This window comes from Alkalimonas mucilaginosa, assembly GCF_036327005.1.
GTDB lineage: Bacteria > Pseudomonadota > Gammaproteobacteria > Enterobacterales > Alteromonadaceae > Alkalimonas > Alkalimonas mucilaginosa.
Map to the genome: position 1 here is coordinate 1 of NZ_JAUGZK010000014.1, position 18378 is coordinate 18378.

General features: G+C 49.6%; 19 protein-coding genes and 2 pseudogenes. 3 read left to right on the forward strand and 18 right to left on the reverse strand.

Features of this window, described 5'->3' with window-relative positions; translation table 11 throughout:
- The 12 genes and pseudogenes from QWF21_RS15040 to QWF21_RS15095 all read right to left on the reverse strand — a co-directional run.
- Positions 1 to 193: pseudogene (locus QWF21_RS15040) on the reverse strand (hypothetical protein); the annotation flags it as partial.
- Between the two features lie 136 nt (positions 194 to 329).
- Positions 330 to 779, reverse strand: a complete 450-nt coding sequence (locus QWF21_RS15045) for a hypothetical protein (protein WP_330088867.1) — start codon at positions 777 to 779, stop codon at positions 330 to 332.
- 108 nt (positions 780 to 887) lie between these two features.
- Complete coding sequence (locus QWF21_RS15050; protein WP_330088868.1) at positions 888 to 1295, reverse strand: GFA family protein; 408 nt, start codon at positions 1293 to 1295, stop codon at positions 888 to 890.
- 96 nt (positions 1296 to 1391) lie between these two features.
- A complete protein-coding gene (locus QWF21_RS15055) occupies positions 1392 to 1688 on the reverse strand; it encodes a hypothetical protein (protein WP_330088869.1) in 297 nt (98 codons plus the stop codon).
- Positions 1689 to 1785: 97 nt separating this feature from the next.
- Entirely contained in the window at positions 1786 to 2199 is a 414-nt protein-coding gene (locus tag QWF21_RS15060; RefSeq protein WP_330088870.1) for a hypothetical protein, read from the reverse strand.
- Positions 2200 to 2307: 108 nt separating this feature from the next.
- Entirely contained in the window at positions 2308 to 2916 is a 609-nt protein-coding gene (locus QWF21_RS15065; protein ID WP_330088871.1) for a hypothetical protein, read from the reverse strand.
- 24 nt (positions 2917 to 2940) lie between these two features.
- Positions 2941 to 4011 carry a serine hydrolase domain-containing protein gene (locus QWF21_RS15070; protein ID WP_330088872.1) on the reverse strand — a complete coding sequence of 357 codons (1071 nt, stop codon included), beginning with the start codon at positions 4009 to 4011 and terminating at the stop codon, positions 2941 to 2943.
- Positions 4012 to 4117: 106 nt separating this feature from the next.
- A complete protein-coding gene (locus tag QWF21_RS15075) occupies positions 4118 to 4876 on the reverse strand; it encodes a PD-(D/E)XK nuclease domain-containing protein (protein WP_330088873.1) in 759 nt (252 codons plus the stop codon).
- Positions 4877 to 4943: 67 nt separating this feature from the next.
- Positions 4944 to 5252 (reverse strand): annotated as a pseudogene (locus tag QWF21_RS15080) (LysE family transporter); the annotation flags it as partial.
- Positions 5253 to 5382: 130 nt separating this feature from the next.
- Positions 5383 to 6264, reverse strand: coding sequence for an alpha/beta fold hydrolase (locus tag QWF21_RS15085; RefSeq protein ID WP_330088874.1), 882 nt, complete (start codon positions 6262 to 6264; stop codon positions 5383 to 5385).
- A 576-nt stretch (positions 6265 to 6840) separates the two neighbouring features.
- A complete protein-coding gene (locus QWF21_RS15090; protein ID WP_330088875.1) occupies positions 6841 to 7257 on the reverse strand; it encodes a hypothetical protein in 417 nt (138 codons plus the stop codon).
- A gap of 65 nt (positions 7258 to 7322) precedes the next feature.
- Positions 7323 to 7664, reverse strand: coding sequence for a hypothetical protein (locus QWF21_RS15095; protein WP_330088876.1), 342 nt, complete (start codon positions 7662 to 7664; stop codon positions 7323 to 7325).
- Positions 7665 to 7898: 234 nt separating this feature from the next.
- Here QWF21_RS15095 and QWF21_RS15100 point away from each other — a divergent pair, with 234 nt between their 5' ends.
- Positions 7899 to 8864, forward strand: coding sequence for an integron integrase (locus QWF21_RS15100; protein ID WP_330088877.1), 966 nt, complete (start codon positions 7899 to 7901; stop codon positions 8862 to 8864).
- A gap of 45 nt (positions 8865 to 8909) precedes the next feature.
- Here QWF21_RS15100 and prpF read toward each other — a convergent pair whose 3' ends face one another.
- The 5 genes from prpF to QWF21_RS15125 form a co-directional block, all read right to left on the reverse strand.
- On the reverse strand, positions 8910 to 10088 hold the full coding sequence (gene prpF, locus QWF21_RS15105) for a 2-methylaconitate cis-trans isomerase PrpF (RefSeq protein WP_330088878.1): 1179 nt from the start codon (positions 10086 to 10088) through the stop codon (positions 8910 to 8912).
- Positions 10089 to 10255: 167 nt separating this feature from the next.
- Positions 10256 to 12844 carry a Fe/S-dependent 2-methylisocitrate dehydratase AcnD gene (acnD, locus tag QWF21_RS15110; protein WP_330088879.1) on the reverse strand — a complete coding sequence of 863 codons (2589 nt, stop codon included), beginning with the start codon at positions 12842 to 12844 and terminating at the stop codon, positions 10256 to 10258.
- Between the two features lie 104 nt (positions 12845 to 12948).
- Positions 12949 to 14073: a bifunctional 2-methylcitrate synthase/citrate synthase gene (prpC, locus tag QWF21_RS15115; protein WP_330088880.1), complete on the reverse strand. Its 1125-nt coding sequence runs from the start codon at positions 14071 to 14073 to the stop codon at positions 12949 to 12951.
- 200 nt (positions 14074 to 14273) lie between these two features.
- Complete coding sequence (gene prpB / locus QWF21_RS15120) at positions 14274 to 15158, reverse strand: methylisocitrate lyase (RefSeq protein WP_330088881.1); 885 nt, start codon at positions 15156 to 15158, stop codon at positions 14274 to 14276.
- Positions 15155 to 15838, reverse strand: coding sequence for a GntR family transcriptional regulator (locus QWF21_RS15125; RefSeq protein ID WP_330088882.1), 684 nt, complete (start codon positions 15836 to 15838; stop codon positions 15155 to 15157). Before QWF21_RS15125 ends, prpB begins: the two co-directional genes overlap by 4 nt.
- 223 nt (positions 15839 to 16061) lie before the next feature.
- Between QWF21_RS15125 and QWF21_RS15130 the strand changes: the two genes are divergently transcribed.
- Positions 16062 to 17267 carry a class I SAM-dependent methyltransferase gene (locus QWF21_RS15130; RefSeq protein ID WP_330088883.1) on the forward strand — a complete coding sequence of 402 codons (1206 nt, stop codon included), beginning with the start codon at positions 16062 to 16064 and terminating at the stop codon, positions 17265 to 17267.
- Between the two features lie 115 nt (positions 17268 to 17382).
- On the forward strand, positions 17383 to 17952 hold the full coding sequence (locus QWF21_RS15135) for a YceI family protein (protein ID WP_330088884.1): 570 nt from the start codon (positions 17383 to 17385) through the stop codon (positions 17950 to 17952).
- Positions 17953 to 18015: 63 nt separating this feature from the next.
- On the opposite strand, the gene QWF21_RS15140 is transcribed toward QWF21_RS15135, so the two are convergent.
- Positions 18016 to 18315: a PilZ domain-containing protein gene (locus QWF21_RS15140; RefSeq protein ID WP_330088885.1), complete on the reverse strand. Its 300-nt coding sequence runs from the start codon at positions 18313 to 18315 to the stop codon at positions 18016 to 18018.
- Positions 18316 to 18378 lie beyond the last annotated feature (63 nt).

Genomic DNA, 18378 nt, shown 5'->3' on the forward strand with positions numbered 1-18378 from the left:
CTCCCTCTTTGTTTGCAAATCCTACAGCAAAAAAGCATGCAGAGAATACTCCAATATGTTTAACAAGCTTAACTATGTTCAACCCGATGGATGCCGATTCATAATCCATTTCTGCGTAAGGTTTGAAGTAGTACTGGTTTGCCAAATAAATCGATAGCAAATGAAATAGCAAAAAAACACCTAACGACGACATTGTCGCAGCAAAGAAAGCAGAAATTCTCAAACGGATGCCCCTAGCATATAACGCTCAAATTTAGCGCGGAAAGCCGCGCAGCGGGTTGACGTCGCAGCCAGCGCTTTTTGCTGGCGATAAAATTTGCTTGTTATATTTAATTCTCACAGATTGAGACTTTTTCTCCAGACAAAAAGCGCTCTATCGTTGTTTTGTTTTTTGAGTCGTACGCAGGTAGTTGGTAAACTGATATTTTAGTTTGTGTACCATTCTCACCGATCAACTCAATCATCCTTTCATACCAGCTGTGGAAGTTAACTCTTCTTCTAACAGCAATTTGATAACTACGGTCTGTAAGCTGGCTTGCTTCAACTGTTTTAGACTCATGTGAGCCAATAAAAGCACCACCGACGGGGATCATTGTCGAGTTGCTAACCTGATAGCATTTTGCATATTCATCTATTAACAATTGAAAGGCTTCATCAACCTTCAGGTCAGCTTCAAATTTCAGTGGTGCGTATCTTGATGTTTTAAATTCATCCGCTGTTTTAGGTGGCATGCTACAGCCAACAAGCAAAACAATAAAAAATATTGGAATTACTCTCATGATTCGACCCTTAAAAAATATAACGCCCCGCACACGGGCGACAGGCCGCGCAGCGGGTTGGCGTCCCAGCGACCGCAGGGAGCGAGTGCTGCGGTTTGTTATGTGCCATTATTTGCGATCTGCTGGATGGTTTACACCATCGTTGGTCGGTACATTTGGTATTTTCAATGGGTTAACTCCCTCAAGACAAGCAACATTAAAACCATACTGCGTTGGATTTGACCTGCGTTGATGGTGAGTATAAATACCGCAGTTACTACAAAAATAATGCTTGGCTGTCTTTGTATTAAACTGGTAAAGCTTTAAAAAGCACTCACCTTTTATAATCTTTATACCCGACAGAGGAATTGAAGCCGCTATCGCTCCACGCCTCCGGCAAAGCGAACAATCACAGCGACGTAATTCAACTAAACCATCCGGTAAATCAAGCTCAAACTCAACAGAACCACAATGGCAGGTCGCTTTGTGTTTAGCGTTGATTTGAACGCCATCAACTTCTTTCAAATTTAAAGCCATACTTGGTTCCTTGCGAGCACATAACGCAAAGCTTTGGGGCGGCTGGAGCGCAGCGTAAACCGTCCCAGCCACGACAGTGGCGACAATAGCGCCTTGTTATACATCATCTTTCAACAACTTATGAAGCGCATCTATACGCTTGTTGATTTTTTTGCTTTCTGCATGCAATTCGGCGCTCATACCAAATATAAGAATTAAAAAAACATACAATACAGGCTGCTGCATGATTTCTGGATACATCCATATTAAAAATGCTATGCCTAAAACCATGCCAGCAAATCTGATGATACTGCCTTTCCAATTTGGGCGGAGCTTCTCGAACTCATCTAATAGGGCTTGCTTCTTTTGCATGCTATTAAAAAGTGAATGAGCTTCAACTTGATCTTTGTCCATCAAATGTACCTATTGTGATGTATAACGCTGCCAACACGCGCAGCTTTGTAATGAAGGCGTAGCCGCAACGAAAAAGCTGTCGCTGTGCTTGGCCTTGTTAAGAGACACCGGCACCGTTACTGATTGCGCTGTTGATGGCAGCTGATATTAAAACTCCCACTGCTTCGGAGGTCTTAGATTTAGCAAACCTAGCGAGCCTCTCGCCGATGGACTCTGAACCCTCCAGCGAGCTAGGAACTCGACGAAGGGCTTCCAGGCCCTTCTCACTAAGGACCACTTCAACGTCGTATCCGTCCATCGATGAGAAGTCTTGACTAATCCAAATATATCCGGCGGTCTCTAGCCATTTGATTGTGTGCTCAAAGTATTCAGGGAAGTTGAAAGAACCCTCATCATCGTCAGCATCTATGGTTTTTTCAAGAAAGTCGCCTGCATCAAGGCGCAACGGAACGGGAAATTCTTCATACAACGTTCCAAACAGCAACCCAACTAGCCGATTAAACTTTTCCATATAGTGCCCCTTAACGCTTTGCTAATTGGCTGCCGCAGCGCAGCGTAGGCAGTCCAGTGGAGGCCACGCCTTTTGTGGCCGGAACGAAATTAAGCAATTTGTTAAGTTTCATGTTGAACGAACTTTGCACTGAAAATACAGCTCAATTTTAGTGACGGCCGCATAAATTTTCTGGCTAAAATCGTCGTCATCTGAAATCAAATAAACGATAGCATCATTCGCTGCTACTCGTTCAGGATTGTTGTCGACAGTAGCACCTCCACTTTTGTAAGCACCCTTTAACCAAAAGTGAAGCCAAATTTCAGATCTTATTTTTCTAACTAAACTCTCAAGATCTCCAAAAGCTTGTTCCGCTGGAGATGACCAAATGATCTTTGCTTCCAGCTTTAATGTCGCAAGTTCGGCCCACTCGGAGGAAAGATTTTTTAATCGTTCATCATATATTCTCTGTTCCTCCTTGAGACGATTCCCGGCATCAACTTCTTCTTTGTTTAAAAAAAGCATAGGGCTACGTACAGCTTGAATTGCTTGTGCCACTTGATGAGATTTTACAAGGATCTTTTTGGCGAGTTCGTACTCACTAGTACCTCGTAATTGCTTTTTCCAAGTTGATAGACCGTAGATACCAATTAATACAACAGCAATAGTTCCAAAGATGCTAATGACATCCTTTGTAAGAGACCAATTCACCTCTGAAATTGAAAAACAGATATTCAATGCTCCTCCTTGAAACTTAACGCTTCAATCAGCCGACGCGTTAGCGGTCGGCTGTATTGCTTTGTTAGCTCTTAAATTTGTAGGTTTAATTTCTTCCGAAGTTAAAGCCTTAAGTTCGCTTAGCAGTTTGTACAACGTCGATTTATTGCCATCACTCGACATTAAAATAATTACATTCCCGGAGATGAAGTCATGGTGTTTAATAGTGTGGTGACTGGGATTTGAGCCATCATGCTCCCAGGAAACCAAAGAACCATTGTCGTCGACGAAGAATTTGCCAAAATCAAAGTAAGCTCTGTTCGTTTGCCCCGACAAACTATCGCCAGGCAATGCCTGTTTCAATTGTTCTGCACTTAGCAATGAACCATTCCACAAAGCATTTTCAAACTTAAACAAGTCCAGCGGTGTTACGTAGATAGTTAAACCTGCCATATTTGTAGGGAAGTCACCTGAAACAACAGTTTTGGATACTTGCTCATTTTCGGTTTGATGAAATGCATGTGTCATGTCCGCTACTTTGAAAATTGAAGAATCAACATAGTCTGCATAGCTTTTTCCGGTAATGCTTTCGACTATCAGAGCACGAACAACAACGTTCAAATTTGTATACTTGTAACCAGTTCCAGGTTCAAAAGCCGGCGTTCCCTGCTGGATCTGATGAATCGCATCGGCCGTACTAATGCCCTTTTTCCACTTTACATCCGGCAAGCCTGAAGTGTGAGTAAGTATATGCTCTATCGTTATTTTATTGGCCCACGCAGGCAATGCATCAACGTATCTTGCAATGCTGTCCTGGTACTTCAGTTTGTTTTTTGCAGCAAGCTGCATGATAGAAACCGTCGTAAATTCTTTCCCCACAGAACCTGGGCTGAATAAGTGATTAGCGGTAAGTGGAATTGTTTTTACCGCATCGGCATAGCCAACACTTTTATGTAAAAGAATCTGTTCTCCACGTCCAACCACTATCGTGCCGTTGAAACCTGTTTCGTGTACAATTTCTTCAATGTTACCCCAGTAGTCGGTACTCAAGGCTTCTTTTGCATATACGGGTAAAGTTAGGAAAACAACATTTAAAAACAGTAAAAATAACTTCATGGTAAATCCATTTTTATGAGTGAGCTAACGCCGCCAACACGCGCAGCTTTGTAGTGAAGGCGAAGCCGCAACGAAAAAGCTGTCGCCGTGATTGGCCTTGTTAGCCTTATGGCCGAATGTATGTCTGCACCACTAATTCATCGGTGTCTTTATTTAAGTCTGACTCCAGTCCACGCGGATTTGCCACTCGCCCATCTGGATCATAAACAAAGCACACCAATGCATCGCAATCTGGATGTGAAATATACCTGTGAATGTCCTCAATGAGCTGACTACCCACTTCCTTTGCACCAAGCCCTTTTCGAGTTTTTTTGATCTCTACAACTATTCGCTCAGGTTTTAAAAGAAAGTCTACTCGCGTTGACTTTCCAGCATTACTCGGGACCCACTCTTCGGAGCGGATATCTTCAAACTCCAAATGAAGCAAAGCATGAAACAAGTCTTGAACATCATACTCATCCTGAATATCAATCGTTTCTCTTTCACTATAACGTTCACGTAGCTGCCTAGCAACCAAGTGAAACCGGTCACACAGATTTTCGATAATTTGAATAGGATTTTTTGTGTCTGAAACTGTGCTTATTTCACCAGATTCTATCTCTTCCTTTACGGCTTCAAGAACCCCTATTCCCGTGTTTATCGAACCTTTGTAGGCCTTTTTGACTTTATCCTGAAATTCTAAATAGTACGGGCTTGTAGAAGAAAACTGTTTCTCTAGAAAAGCAAGCGATTGCGTCTTCCAAGTAGCAAATAGCCCGGAATCGCACGTTGGGAAACCAATAACATTCGGCGGAGGAGGACGATGCGACGCCAGCACTCCCTTTCCTTTGTCTATCAAACTATCTACTTTTTCCAGAATTCCCATGAACTCTCCATAGTGAGGCTAACGCTGCAATCAACGGCTCGTCCGTTGCATTGCTTTGTTACATTTTTTATTTTGCGAATGCTGATTTAACAATTGAAATACCAACTAACCCAAGGATCGCACCTGTTAACTTGTCAATATAGTAAGCCAACTTAGTGAATCTACTCCTTGCCTTATTTGTAGACAGCATAAAAATAATCGCTGTATCCCAGAAGAAAACCACAAGAGTCATCCATACTCCAAGTGCGATCTTAAATACCAACCCCACATCATTCGTCAATACAACTGTGAACAAGCTCAAATAGAATAGGAGATTCTTGGGATTCAGAATCCCAGACATAAATCCTGTAACAAACTCCTTTATGAAGCTCGCTTCTCCATTTTTTATTTGATCGTTCTCTACCTAGGCATGGTAACGACCTCGTTCAGCCGACCAGAAACGCAGGCCTCAACGTTATGCCCGCTATGCTTTCCTAGGCATGCCTCTCCCTAAAGGATTCTTGTCCCTAAAGGATTCTTTTCGACCAGTTCAACAAATTCTGCTTCACCGCTTCATGACCAAAGTCATGCAACATTTCATGACGTCCCTCGTCATAGAAGTCGACTGTGATGTTCATTACACCTGCATTTCTATAGCGATTGACCAACTCTTTCACGCCAATTGTCTGCATACCAACTGGATCCATTGCACCTGAGAAAATATATATAGGTAGGTCACTTCGTATATTTGAAAGATTAATAGAATCAGCTAGAGCTGATGCTGCTGAAAGATAAGACTCCATTGATGCAGGATTCAGCTGTGGAAAACATAGCGAATCAGCGAGGAAAGCATCAACCACACTCACATCACGACTAAGCCAATCAGCTGGAGTACGTGCTGGCTCAAAATTCGCATTCAATATCTCGAGCCCAGATGCAGCAGCTAAGTCTACTAAGCCATCGAGAATACCGGAGCCTGACAGTATCAATCCATCAATTTCACTACTTTTATTTAAAACAAATTGTTGCGCAGCAAAAGATCCCATGCTGTGCCCCATCAAAAGTAATGGTAAATTTGGCGCTTGTTTACGCGCCATTGAGCAAAGAGTAAACATATCTTCAACAAGTAAGTTAAAACCTCCCTCACCTAGATCGCCGAGACATTGACTACTGGACACACTAAATCCATGTCCTCGATGATCATTTGCCCAAACATTGAACCCAGCCTCAACCATTAAGGCTATTGTTTCGGTATAACGACCAATATGCTCTCCCATGCCATGAGCAATCTGTATAGTCCCTCGCGCCGTGCCTTTCGCATTCCAACGCGCACAAGCAATCGACAAACCATCACTGCTTAAGAAATGAAAAGTTTCTGTCGGCTCAAAGCCAGTGAAGTCATGAAACATAATTAGCTCCTTTAAAACCAGATGTGACTATAATAATACATTTACCTTATATAGCATCAAAAGTAGGCACTAACGTCAAGACAGTTTTTTACAGAATTTAAGTTGAATCCCAATTTTATAAGTGTGCAGATGAACAGCGCATACTGATGTTATATAAGGAAGTAGACCAGTACATTTTTTCGAATACCGTAAAAGCACAAGACGCCTTCTAAGCAATCAACACAGAATTATGCATCTATGATATTACTGATGCACCAAGACAGTACCTTGCGACTGCATCAGTCGGTCACGGCCACCAAGCACGCGAAGCCGCGAGTCAGCTGAATCAAGTCCACTTGCCACAAAATCCTTACTCCCTTGAGGAACTACATGGGCCGGAAGGAGCGCGAGGAGTGCCTGTCCCAGTGTCCCTGGCAAACATACGTCGCCTGCTGCTTCCCATGCTAGCAACTTTCAACATAGTGACCCTCATCGCTCATTTGCATTGCCTTTTAACGCAAAGCACACGGGCGGAAAAACGCGTTAGCGTTTGACGTCCCAGCAGCCGTAGGCTGCGCGTGATGCGCCTTGTTAGAGTTACTCATGCGCGATCCAAAACCCAACACCATAAACAAGGGCAGTGCCTAATGCATACCAATAGTTTTCTGTAAGAAATCCAGTAACCGCAACAATAGAACCGAAATTGAAAAAAACAGAACTCCATTCTTGAAGCGCGAGATTTTGAAAATAACGGGTTCTTTCAAGTTCGTCCGGGGTGTTCAATTTACGAAAAGCAAAACAGAGCAATCCATATAAAGTAAAACCAGACAATATTAGCAGTATAAATTGTTTGGTTTCTATTAAATTCTCCAATTCCGGGAACGTGGGCTTTTGGTCAAGAATGAAATCAACTTTTGCCCAATTGATAACTAAAATGACTATTCCAAAGCTCATCCAAAAAGCAAAGTTTATAAAAATTTTGTAGCCAAGAGACTTATTATGTGAAATTTCCAATTTACTTTCCTAGTAACTCTAACGCTCAAAGCAGCTGCGCGGTTCGCGTCGGCTGCCTTTGTTTGTTAAGTGTTTTTGTATAACCTTGACCATGAATTCCAATCGTCCTCGTTCCGTAAATACACTAACAAAGATAGATGCTCCATTTCTTCAGGATACGGAACGGCTAACATTTCTTCCTTATAACTCCGATGATTTTTGGAGTAATTTGAGAGCAGATTAGTCAGCACAACGCTCGCAACTTCTTTAGCATCATCGCTTGGATTTCCATCGAAAATAAAGCGTGCAACCAAATCTTCACCATCAGGAGATAGCTCGAAAGAGACTGCCCTAAATGATGGTACCACCTCACCAAGCAGCGCACTTTGGGCGTGTAGCATTAACTTTATTTCGTGCTCTGTTCTCATAAACACTTAACAGCTTAATAGTTTGGAAAATCCCTTCTTTCCCCGCGGGATTTTCCCTTCTATCTTTTTTCGATTTCATCAATCTAGCGAACTACCTGCGCTAAATCAACAACTTCATAACGAAGATGTAAATCTTCGTGCAAAAAAGCAGGGATTTCCCCTGCAAGTGACTTGCTAACAATAAATTCACCAACTACTGTTTATTTATACACACCCATTTATGAGGTTCGTGCAATGGCTTCACCATTTCTTGATCACGTAGCAGAGTTTATGACGGTTCGTCGTTATGCCAGGCGAACGGTGGATACTTATATCTATTGGATCCGCTTCTACATTCTGTTTAGTAAAAAGCAGCACCCTGCCAAGCTGGGTGATGCTGATGTCGAGCTGTTTTTAAACTATTTAGCCAATCAGCGCCATGTAGCGCCACGTACACAGGCAACCGCTTTAAATGCACTTAGTTTTTTGTACAGCAAGGTGCTGCAAAAGCCGCTGTCCCTCAACCTGGAGTTTAACCGCTCTCAGGTGAGCCCTAAGCTTCCGGTGGTGCTAACCCGGCCTGAGGTTGCTGCACTTTTACGGCTGATCGACCCAAAGTACAAGTTAATTGCGCAACTGATGTATGGCAGCGGTTTGCGTTTAATGGAAGCTGTTCGGCTGCGGGTGCAGGACATCGATTACGATTACCTGTCGGTGATGGTGTGGCAGGGGAAAGGCAACAAAAACCGCCGGGTTACACTTGCGCCCGAATTGGTCACAAGCCTGAAGCAACAAACTCAGCATGTGTTGCGGTATTTTCAGGCAGATCTGGCGAACCCTGACTATGCCGGTGTATGGCTTCCCTTTGCACTAGCACGCAAAAACCCGAGCGCTCCCAAGCAACTTGGCTGGCATTACTTGTTTCCGTCGATAAAACTCAGCCTGGATCCCGAGTCAAAATGCATTCGTCGGCATCATCTGGATGAATCCTGTGTACGGCGTGAAATCAAAATCGCCGCCCGCAAAGCGGAAATTCGTAAAAATGTCACCTGCCATACCCTCCGCCATTCGTTTGCCACCCACTTGCTAGAATCCGGTGCCGATATCCGCACCGTGCAGGAACAACTGGGCCATACCGATGTACGCACCACGCAAATTTATACCCATGTGCTTAATCATGGTGCTAGCGGTGTGAAAAGCCCGTTATCTCAGTTGCTGTAATTAAAAAAGGCGCCAAAGCGCCTTTAGTGATGTGAATGCCCAGCGTTAAAAACAATCCCCAGGCACCCGCACCCAGCCTTCCATCAGCACCCTGGCGCTGCGGCTCATGCTGGCTTTGGTGACGACCCAGTCACCGTTTTGCTGCTCGGCCGCGGCCCCTACCCTAAGCGTCCCGGAGGGATGGCCAAAGCGCACTGCATCCAGCTTGCCGCTCCCGGCGGCCAGGTTGACCAAAGTGCCTGGGATCGCAGCAGCAGTGCCAATAGCGACTGCTGCGGTGCCCATCATGGCGTGGTGCAGTTTACCCATCGAAAGCGCCCGTACCAGCAAGTCGATATCTGCAGCTGCTACCGCCTTGCCACTGGATGCGCTGTAACTTTTTGGCGGGGCAACAAAGGCAATTTTCGGCGTATGCTGCCGGCTGGCGGCTTCGGCTATATCGCTGATAAGGCCCATCTGCAATGCGCCATAGGCCCGAATGGTTTCAAAGCGCTGTAACATTTCAGCGCTGCCATTAATGGCATCTTGCAGCTCGGTGCCATCAAAGCCCAGGTCGGCGGCATTTAAAAAGATGGTCGGGATGCCGGCATTGATAAAGGTCGCCGGGAAACTGCCTACCCCGGGCACTTCCAGCGTATCGACCAGATTGCCGGTTGGGAAAATGGCGCCGGTGGCATCGGCCGGATCCATAAAGTCGATCACTACTTCTGCCGCCGGAAAAGTCACGCCATCGAGTTCAAAGTCGCCGGTTTCCTGCACTTCGCCGTTGGTGATTGGCACATGGGCAATAATGGTTTTGCCAATATTGGCCTGCCAAATCCGCACCGTGCAAATACCGTTTTGCGGAATATGGCTGGTATCCACCAAACCATTGCTGATGGCAAAGGAGCCAACCGCTGCCGTTAAGTTGCCGCAGTTGCCACTCCAGTCGACAAAGGCCTTGTCGATGGCGACCTGACCAAACAGATAATCGACATCGTGCTCCGGCTGGCTGCTTTTGCTTAAAATCACCGTTTTGCTGGTACTGGAGGTCGCCCCGCCCATGCCATCGGTGTGTTTGCCGTACGGGTCCGGGCTGCCAATCACCCGCTGCAGCAGTGCATCCCGCGCCGGGCCAGGCACCCTCGCCTGCTCTGGCAAATCGTCCAGCTTAAAAAAGACCCCTTTCGAGGTTCCGCCACGCATATAGGTGGCTGGAATTTTAATTTGTGGCGCTGTCATCATTTGTACTCACAGTTGATCTAACGAAACACTGGACTGTTCACGTAGGTTGGAATGCCATGAAAAGTCGACACAGAATGTCTGAAGGAGCGCGCCAGCAGCGACTGAGTTGCTGTGGCGAGCTTTTCGTGGCATTGCAACCGGAGCTAAAACAAGGCCCCGGTATACTATTACGCAGATCCTTCCAAAAAGTCCTTAGCAAAACGCTGCAACACCCCACCGGCCTCGTAAATCGACACTTCTTCAGCGGTATCCAACCGGCAACGCACCGGTACGTCAACCCTGTCGCCATTGGCGCGATGGATTACCAGCGTTAGCGTAGCCCCTGGCGTGCGCTCTCCGCGCACATCAAAGGTCTCGGTGCCGTCGATGTGCAGGGTTTTGCGGGTCGTGCCTGGCTCAAACTCCAGCGGCAGCACGCCCATCCCAATCAAATTGGTGCGGTGAATGCGCTCAAAGCCTTCTGCGGCAATGGCTTCCACCCCGGCCAACCGCACGCCTTTGGCGGCCCAGTCACGCGATGAACCTTGGCCGTAATCGGCACCGGCAATGATGATCAGCGGCTGCTTACGCTCCATGTAGGTTTCAATGGCTTCCCACATCCGGGTGACTTTGCCTTCGGGTTCAATCCGTGCCAGTGAGCCTTGCTTCACCTTGCCGTCTTCCACCACCATTTCGTTAAACAGCTTGGGATTGGCAAAGGTCGCGCGCTGGGCGGTCAGGTGATCGCCGCGGTGGGTGGCGTAAGAGTTAAAGTCCTCCTCCGGCACCCCCATCTTGGCCAGGTACTCACCAGCAGCGCTGTCGAGCATAATGGCGTTCGAGGGCGATAAGTGATCGGTGGTGATGTTATCGCCCAGCACTGCCAAAGGCCGCATGCCGGATAAGCTGCGCTCACCTGCCAAGGCCCCTTCCCAATACGGTGGACGGCGAATGTAGGTGCTTTGCGGCCGCCAGTCGTACAAGGGGCTGATTTGCTCGCCGTAATCGACACTTAAATCAAACATCGGCTCGTAGACTTTACGGAACTGCTCGGGTTTGACCGCCGCTTTGACCGCAGCATCAATCTCGGCATCGCTTGGCCAGATATCTTTTAACGTCACCGGCTTGCCTTCGCTGTCATGGCCCAGCACGTCTTTTTCGATATCAAACCGAATGGTGCCGGCAATGGCGTAAGCCACTACCAAAGGCGGTGATGCCAAAAACGCCTGCTTGGCGTAAGGGTGAATCCGGCCATCGAAGTTACGGTTGCCCGACAGCACAGCGGTGGCATACAGATCGCGCTCTATTACTTCTTGCTGGATCACCGGGTCTAAAGCGCCACTCATGCCGTTGCAGGTGGTGCAGGCAAAGCCAACAATGCCAAAGCCCTGCTGCTCCAGCTCGGGCAGCAAGCCGGCTTCTTCTAAGTACAGCTGCACCGCTTTGGAGCCAGGAGCCAGTGAGGTTTTAACCCAGGGCTTGCGGCTTAAGCCTTTTTGGTTGGCATTGCGGGCCAGCAAGCCGGCGGCAATCACATTGCGCGGGTTGCTGGTGTTGGTGCAGCTGGTAATGGCGGCAATAATCACAGCGCCATCCGGCATCTTGCCTTCTTCCAGCTGATAGCTAGCTGCAATGCCACGCGCTGCCAGATCACTGGTGTTCAAACGGGCATGCGGGTTGGATGGCCCGGCCATGGTGCGGCCGACACTGGATAAATCAAAGCGCAGCACCCGCTCGTACTGAGCGGTTTTTAAACTGTCCGACCAAAGGCCTGTGGCTTTGGCGTAGGTTTCAACCAGCTTGACCTGCTCCGGCTCACGGCCGGTCAGCATCAGGTAATCCAGCGTTTGCTGATCGATGGAGAACATCGCCGCGGTAGCGCCGTACTCCGGCGTCATATTGGAAATGGTAGCCCTGTCGCCCAGACTGAGGCTGTCGGCACCTTCGCCAAAGAACTCCAGATAGCTGGAGACCACTTTTTCTTTGCGCAAAAACTCGGTCAGTGCCAGCACTAAATCGGTTGCCATCACGCCAGGCTGGGCTTTACCCACCAGCTCGACGCCAATGATATCCGGCAGCCGCATCCAGGAGGCCCGGCCCAGCATCACGCTTTCGGCTTCCAGACCACCCACACCAATGGCAATGACGCCAAGCGCATCGACATGAGGAGTATGGCTGTCGGTACCGACCAGCGTATCCGGGAAAGCCACGCCATCTTTGGCATGCACCACAGGGGACATCCGCTCCAGATTGATCTGGTGCATAATGCCGTTGCCTGGCGGAATTACATCAACATTCTTAAAGGCTTTTTTGGTCCAATTGATAAAGTGGAAGCGATCGTCGTTGCGCCGATCTTCAATGGCGCGGTTTTTGGCAAAAGCGTCTTTATCAAAACCGGCGTGCTCGACGGCCAGTGAGTGATCGACAATCAACTGGGTTGGCACCACAGGGTTTACTTTGGCCGGATCGCCGCCTTGCTCGGCAATGGCATCGCGCAGGCCGGCCAAATCGACCAGCGCAGTCTGACCTAAAATATCGTGGCAGACCACCCGGGCCGGAAACCAGGGGAAGTCCAGCTCTTTTTTCCGTTCAATCAACTGGCGCAGTGCATCGGTCAGCATAGCCGGATCGCAGCGGCGCACCAGGTTTTCAGCCAACACCCGCGAGGTGTATGGCAGGGTATCGTAGGCACCGGGTTGAATGGCTTCAACCGCCGCGCGGGCGTCGAAGTAGTCCAGTTGGGTGCCTGGCAGTGGTTTACGGTAATTGGTATTCATCAGCATGCCCGGTCGTAGTGGGTGAAAATCAGCCAGCGAAGGGGCTGTCCTTGTCCTCGTCCTTCCCCTTCGCTGTGGTTTGCTTCGATGTTTATTTCTTAAACTTAACGCTCAGCAATCGGCGGTACCGGCCGTGGTGCTGGGCCGGTGTAATCGGCGCTTGGGCGAATAATACGGTTGTTGGCACGCTGCTCTTTCACATGCGCTGTCCAGCCGGTGACCCGTGACATCACAAAAATCGGCGTAAACAGCTTGGTCGGAATGCCCATAAAATGGTAAGCCGAAGCATGGAAGAAATCGGCGTTGCAGAACAATTTCTTCTCGCGCCACATCACTTCTTCGCAGCGTACCGACACATCGTACAAACGGCTGTCGCCAAACTCAGCGGCCAGTTTTTCCGACCACTGCTTGATGATGGCATTGCGTGGATCTTTTTCACGGTAGACCGCATGGCCAAAGCCCATGATTTTTTCTTTGCGCTCCAGCATGCCCAGCAGGGTTTGCTCGGCTTCGTCCGGGTTTTGCATGGTTTCAATCAGCTCCATTGCCGCTTCGTTGGCACCGCCGTGCAGTGGGCCGCGCAAAGAGCCAATGGCGCCGGTGACGCAAGAATGAATGTCCGACAAGGTCGAGGCACAGACGCGGGCGGTAAAGGTCGAGGCATTGAACTCATGCTCGGCGTACAGAATTAACGAGGCATGCATCACTTTTTCGTGCAGTGGGCTTGGCTTTTTATCGTGCAACATATGCAGGAAGTGGGCGCCGATGGAGTCGTCGTCTGTGTCGGTCTCTACCCGCACGCCGTCGTGGCTGAAACGGTACCAGTACACCACGATGGCCGGGAACAACGCCAGCATCCGCTCGATGTGCTGATCGGCCTCGCCAAAGTCCGCTTCGGTTTCCAGGTTGCCCAGCATCGAGCAGCCGGTACGCATGACATCCATCGGGTGGGCGCTGGCCGGAATGCGCTCCAGCACGTCTTTGAGTGCCTGTGGCAGCTTGCGCAGTTGCTTTAACCGCGCTTTGTACTCGGCCAGTTGGCCAGCATTTGGCAACTCGCCATGGGCCAGCAGGTAGGCCACTTCTTCAAACTCGGCCACAGCGGCCAGCTCAGAGATATCGTAGCCGTAGTAGGTTAAACCGGAGCCGGATTGACCGACCGTACAAAGGGCAGTTTGTCCTGCTACTTGTCCGCGCAGACCTGCGCCACCTAAAGCTTTATCGACCATGATTGTTGTCCTCTTGTTCTGTTGATTTAATAAGGTTCTGCTTTTTTAGTTGCTGCACTATCTAAGCTAGCCAAGATAGCTCGACAAGGCCGGCTGGCAATTCTGTTGGCACAGCCAGAGGATGTCTGACTGAGCGCTCGCGCGAAGGAGTTGCTATGGCGAGCACAACAGAGATTGGCAGATGGCCAATAACCCGGCAACTATTTCTTCTGGCTAAACAGCTGATCCAGCTTTTCTTCAAAGCTGTGGTAATTCAGAAAATCGTACAGCTCCATCCGGGTTTGCATGTCGTCGATCACCGCTTTCTGATCGCCCTGCTGCAAAATGTTCTCGTACACTTTTAATGCTGCCTTGTTCATGGCCCGGAAGGCACTGAGTGGATACAGCACCATGGCCACGCCGACACTGGCCAGCTCGTCTTTGTTGAACAAGGGCGTTTGGCCAAACTCGGTAATGTTGGCCAGTACCGGCACATCCAGCGCCTTGGTAAAGGCCTGGTACTGCTCCAGCGTATGCACGGCTTCGGCAAAGATGGCATCGGCACCGGCGGCCTGGCAGGCCAGGGCCCGCTCAATGGCCGCATCCACGCCTTGCTGCGCTAACGCATCGGTGCGCGCCATAATAAAGAAGTGTTCATCAGTACGGGCATCGACCGCGGCTTTGACCCGGTCGACCATTTCATCCAGCGACACGATTTCTTTGTTCGGCCGGTGGCCACAGCGCTTTTGCGCCACCTGATCTTCAATGTGAAAACCAGCAGCGCCGGCACGGGTCATTTCTTTCACGGTACGGGCAATGTTAAAAGCGCCACCCCAGCCGGTATCGGCATCGACCAACAGTGGCACTTCGGTCGCACCGGTAATGCGGCGGATGTCTTCACAGACATCGTTTAAGGAAGTCATGCCCAAATCCGGCAGCCCAAAGGAGGCATTGGCGACACCGGCACCGGATAAATACAAGGCTTTATGACCCACCCGCTCAGCCATCATGGCGGTGTAGGCATTGATGGTGCCGACCAGTTGCAAAGGTTGATTGTCGACAATGGCCTGACGCAGCCGGGCTCCGGCGCTAAAATGAGTGCTCATGCTTGATTCCCCGTTAGTTGCAATTCAATGTTTCGCCGTGACGCGCCTATGTGGCGGCGCATCAGTAAATCGGCCAGTTCACCATCGCGGTTGGCAATGGCATGGATGATGGCTTTGTGTTCATCAAAGGCCCGCGACACCCGCGGCCCGTTCATGCCTAACTGCACCCGGTACATCCGGACCAGAAAGTATAGCTCATCACATAAAATGTTGATTAAGTATGGATTTTTGCTGCCAAGAATAATGCGGTAATGAAAGTCCAGGTCGCCGGCTTCCTGGTAGTAGCTCTCCCCTTCGCGCACGCGCTGGGTGCTGAGGTGCTGGTCGAGCAAGGCACGCACTTCGGCAATTTCGGCATCGGTCATCTGCTCGGCGGCAAGGCGGCAGGCCAGGCCTTCCAGCTCTTCGCGCAATTGATAGAGCGATATCAGCCCTTCTTTCGATAGCGTCACGACCCGGGCGCCGGCATTGGGGATGCGCTCAATCAGATGGCAGCGCTCCAGCCGTGCCAGCGCCTCGCGCAGTGGTGCCCGGCTTAAATCAAAGCGCCGCGCCAGTTCAGGCTCGCTGATTTTGCTGCCAGCCGGGATATCCCCTTCCACGATAGCACGCTGTATTTCCAGCAGCACGCGGTCGGCTGCTGTCACCGGCATCCGCCAGATTGGACTTTGCATTGTCATCAAATTGCCACACCACTCGCGCTAAATTGTCGACAGATAAAAACGATAATGCAGTTTTAGTGGCTATTGAACCGATTGTCAAGCAACGCAACACAAAGATTGTCGACAATAACACCAAAGTTGTAGCCAGATCATGCCAGTTTCAGCTTTCTGCTGCTGACAGATGATCCCGCCATCCGTTTCAAGTACAATAACCGCCCTTTACTCTTTGGCGAACCGCACCATGTCCAATGCAAAAACCTACCCCATCGTCACCCTGGCTGCTGGCCGGGAAAAAGCATTAAAACGCCGTCATCCGTGGATCTTTTCCAAAGCCGTGCATGCAGTCAAAGGCACCCCCAATGCCGGTGATACCGTCGATGTGGTCAGTTTTGATCAGAAATGGTTGTGCCGGGCGGCCTATTCGCCAAAGTCGCAAATCCGCTTACGGGTCTGGACAGAGCAACAGAGTGAAGCCATTGATCAGGCATTTTTTGAAAAACGCATTCAGCGAGCGCAGGGCCTGAGAAGCCTCTGGTTTGCCGGTCAGGATACCACTGGCTACCGGCTGGTGGCGGCCGAGTCCGATGACCTGCCAGGCATTATTATTGACCGTTTTGCCGATGTGCTGGTCTGTCAGTTGCTGTCGGCTGGTGCCGAGGCCAATCGCAAGCATCTGCTGGCTGCGCTCAAAGCGCTCTACCCCAGCTGCAGCATCTACGATCGCTCCGATGTTGAGGTGCGCAAAAAAGAAGGGCTGGAACTCAAATCCGGCTGGCTGCATCAGCCACTGGCAAGCACCGAAGTGACCATTCGTGAGCATGGCATGCAGATATTGGTGGATGTGGCCGAGGGCCATAAAACCGGTTTTTACCTCGATCAGCGTGCCAATCGCCTGCGCCTGCGCCAACTGGCGGCCGGCAAAACCGTGCTGAACTGCTTTAGCTACACCGGTACTTTTGGTGTAGCGGCTCTGCTTGGTGGTGCCACAGAGGTAATCAACGTCGATGCCTCTGAAAGCGCCCTCGCCTTGTCTGAGCGTCAATTAGCATTAAATGGCCTGCAGCCAGAACAAGCCAGCCATGTGAAACAGGATGTGTTTAAGCTGCTGCGCCAGTACAAAGAAGAAGGCAAGCAGTTTGATCTGCTGATTCTGGACCCGCCGAAATTTGCCGACAACAAAGGCCAGTTGATGGGCGCCTGTCGTGGTTACAAAGACATCAACCGGGTGGCAATGCAATTGGTAAAACCAGGCGGCTTGCTGCTGACCTTCTCCTGCTCTGGCCTGATGGAAGACAGCTTGTTCCAGAAAGTGGTGGCCGATGCAGCGCTGGACGCCGGCCGCGACTGCCTGTTTGTGGAGCGGATGCAGCAAGATGCCGATCACCCGGTCGCCAGCTTCTACCCGGAAGGTCATTACTTAAAAGGATTGATCTGCTACCTGCCTTAACTGCGTAACTGAACACCAACACCCGCTAATTCCACACAAACGGCGGGTGTTTGTTGCCATAGCCTTTTGGTATGCTGCCAACAGTTTTTCCGTTCATACACAGATAGGTATTTGCATGAAAACAATGCTTTGCTCTTTGCTGCTTGCGACCAGCCTTGGCGCCAGTGCCAACTGGCAGCTGGATAACAGTACGTCGCGGTTGGATTTTGTTTCGTTAAAAAATGATGTGGCCGCTGAAGTCCATCAATTCTCGCAGCTTAGCGGCAGCTGGCAAGCTGATGGCAGCTTGCAGATCGAGATTGCCGTCTCAAGCCTGCAAACCCATATCCCAATCCGCGATGATCGCATGTGGCAATATTTGTTGAAACTGGATGATTACCCACTGATTACCGCTACCGGTACTGTCAGCCCGGATGCCATCGCCGACTTAGCCATTGGCAGCAGCAAAACGGTGCGGGTACCCTTGCAGCTGACCATCGTTGGTCAAACACAGCGGGTGCAAAGCGAAGTGCTGGTTACCCGGTTGGCTGAAAACAGCCTGCAAGTAAACACCCAGGCGCCTATTATGGTGAACGGGGATCAATTTGGTTTAACGGAAGGTTTAAACCGGCTGCGCGATCTGGCCGGGCTGCAAAATATCAACCCGATGGTGCCTGTGACCTTTACCGTACGGTTTGAAAAGTAACTGCGAATAAAACGAGCGCAACAACAGTGCAGCCCGGATCATACCTGGCTGCCTGGTTACACGCTAATTCATATCGATAAAAGCCAGTCCCAGCTGGTAACCATCCCCGCTTTCCTGGCCACAGCGCATCACTTTAGCGGTCGCATCCAGTGGCGGTATGCTGTTGTTGGCTGATTCTAAACGCACTCGAATTATGGTACCCATTTCCAGTGGTTCATTAATATCGACCGACATGCCGGAAGCGCTTAAATCCCGGCAAATACCATCAATGGTTCGGCCTGCTTCCGGATCATTGATCAGCAGTTGCACATCGGCATTAACCATCATACGGTAAAAATGGCGCTTATCACTTTGGTTTAACATCACTACTCCCCCAGCTTGTCCTTGCTTAATGTGTTTGTACCTGACGTACTAGTTATATAGCTT

Bases quoted from the DNA above. Each gene is read 5' to 3' on its own strand.
- QWF21_RS15045 (WP_330088867.1), bottom strand. From the start codon at position 779: ATGAGAGTAATTCCAATATTTTTTATTGTTTTGCTTGTTGGCTGTAGC.
- QWF21_RS15050 (WP_330088868.1), bottom strand. From the start codon at position 1,295: ATGGCTTTAAATTTGAAAGAAGTTGATGGCGTTCAAATCAACGCTAAA.
- QWF21_RS15055 (WP_330088869.1), bottom strand. From the start codon at position 1,688: ATGGACAAAGATCAAGTTGAAGCTCATTCACTTTTTAATAGCATGCAA.
- QWF21_RS15060 (WP_330088870.1), bottom strand. From the start codon at position 2,199: ATGGAAAAGTTTAATCGGCTAGTTGGGTTGCTGTTTGGAACGTTGTAT.
- QWF21_RS15070 (WP_330088872.1), bottom strand. From the start codon at position 4,011: ATGAAGTTATTTTTACTGTTTTTAAATGTTGTTTTCCTAACTTTACCC.
- QWF21_RS15075 (WP_330088873.1), bottom strand. From the start codon at position 4,876: ATGGGAATTCTGGAAAAAGTAGATAGTTTGATAGACAAAGGAAAGGGA.
- QWF21_RS15085 (WP_330088874.1), bottom strand. From the start codon at position 6,264: ATGTTTCATGACTTCACTGGCTTTGAGCCGACAGAAACTTTTCATTTC.
- QWF21_RS15095 (WP_330088876.1), bottom strand. From the start codon at position 7,664: ATGAGAACAGAGCACGAAATAAAGTTAATGCTACACGCCCAAAGTGCG.
- QWF21_RS15100 (WP_330088877.1), top strand. From the start codon at position 7,899: ATGGCTTCACCATTTCTTGATCACGTAGCAGAGTTTATGACGGTTCGT.
- prpF (WP_330088878.1), bottom strand. From the start codon at position 10,088: ATGATGACAGCGCCACAAATTAAAATTCCAGCCACCTATATGCGTGGC.
- acnD (WP_330088879.1), bottom strand. From the start codon at position 12,844: ATGAATACCAATTACCGTAAACCACTGCCAGGCACCCAACTGGACTAC.
- prpC (WP_330088880.1), bottom strand. From the start codon at position 14,073: ATGGTCGATAAAGCTTTAGGTGGCGCAGGTCTGCGCGGACAAGTAGCA.
- prpB (WP_330088881.1), bottom strand. From the start codon at position 15,158: ATGAGCACTCATTTTAGCGCCGGAGCCCGGCTGCGTCAGGCCATTGTC.
- QWF21_RS15125 (WP_330088882.1), bottom strand. From the start codon at position 15,838: ATGACAATGCAAAGTCCAATCTGGCGGATGCCGGTGACAGCAGCCGAC.
- QWF21_RS15130 (WP_330088883.1), top strand. From the start codon at position 16,062: ATGTCCAATGCAAAAACCTACCCCATCGTCACCCTGGCTGCTGGCCGG.
- QWF21_RS15135 (WP_330088884.1), top strand. From the start codon at position 17,383: ATGAAAACAATGCTTTGCTCTTTGCTGCTTGCGACCAGCCTTGGCGCC.
- QWF21_RS15140 (WP_330088885.1), bottom strand. From the start codon at position 18,315: ATGTTAAACCAAAGTGATAAGCGCCATTTTTACCGTATGATGGTTAAT.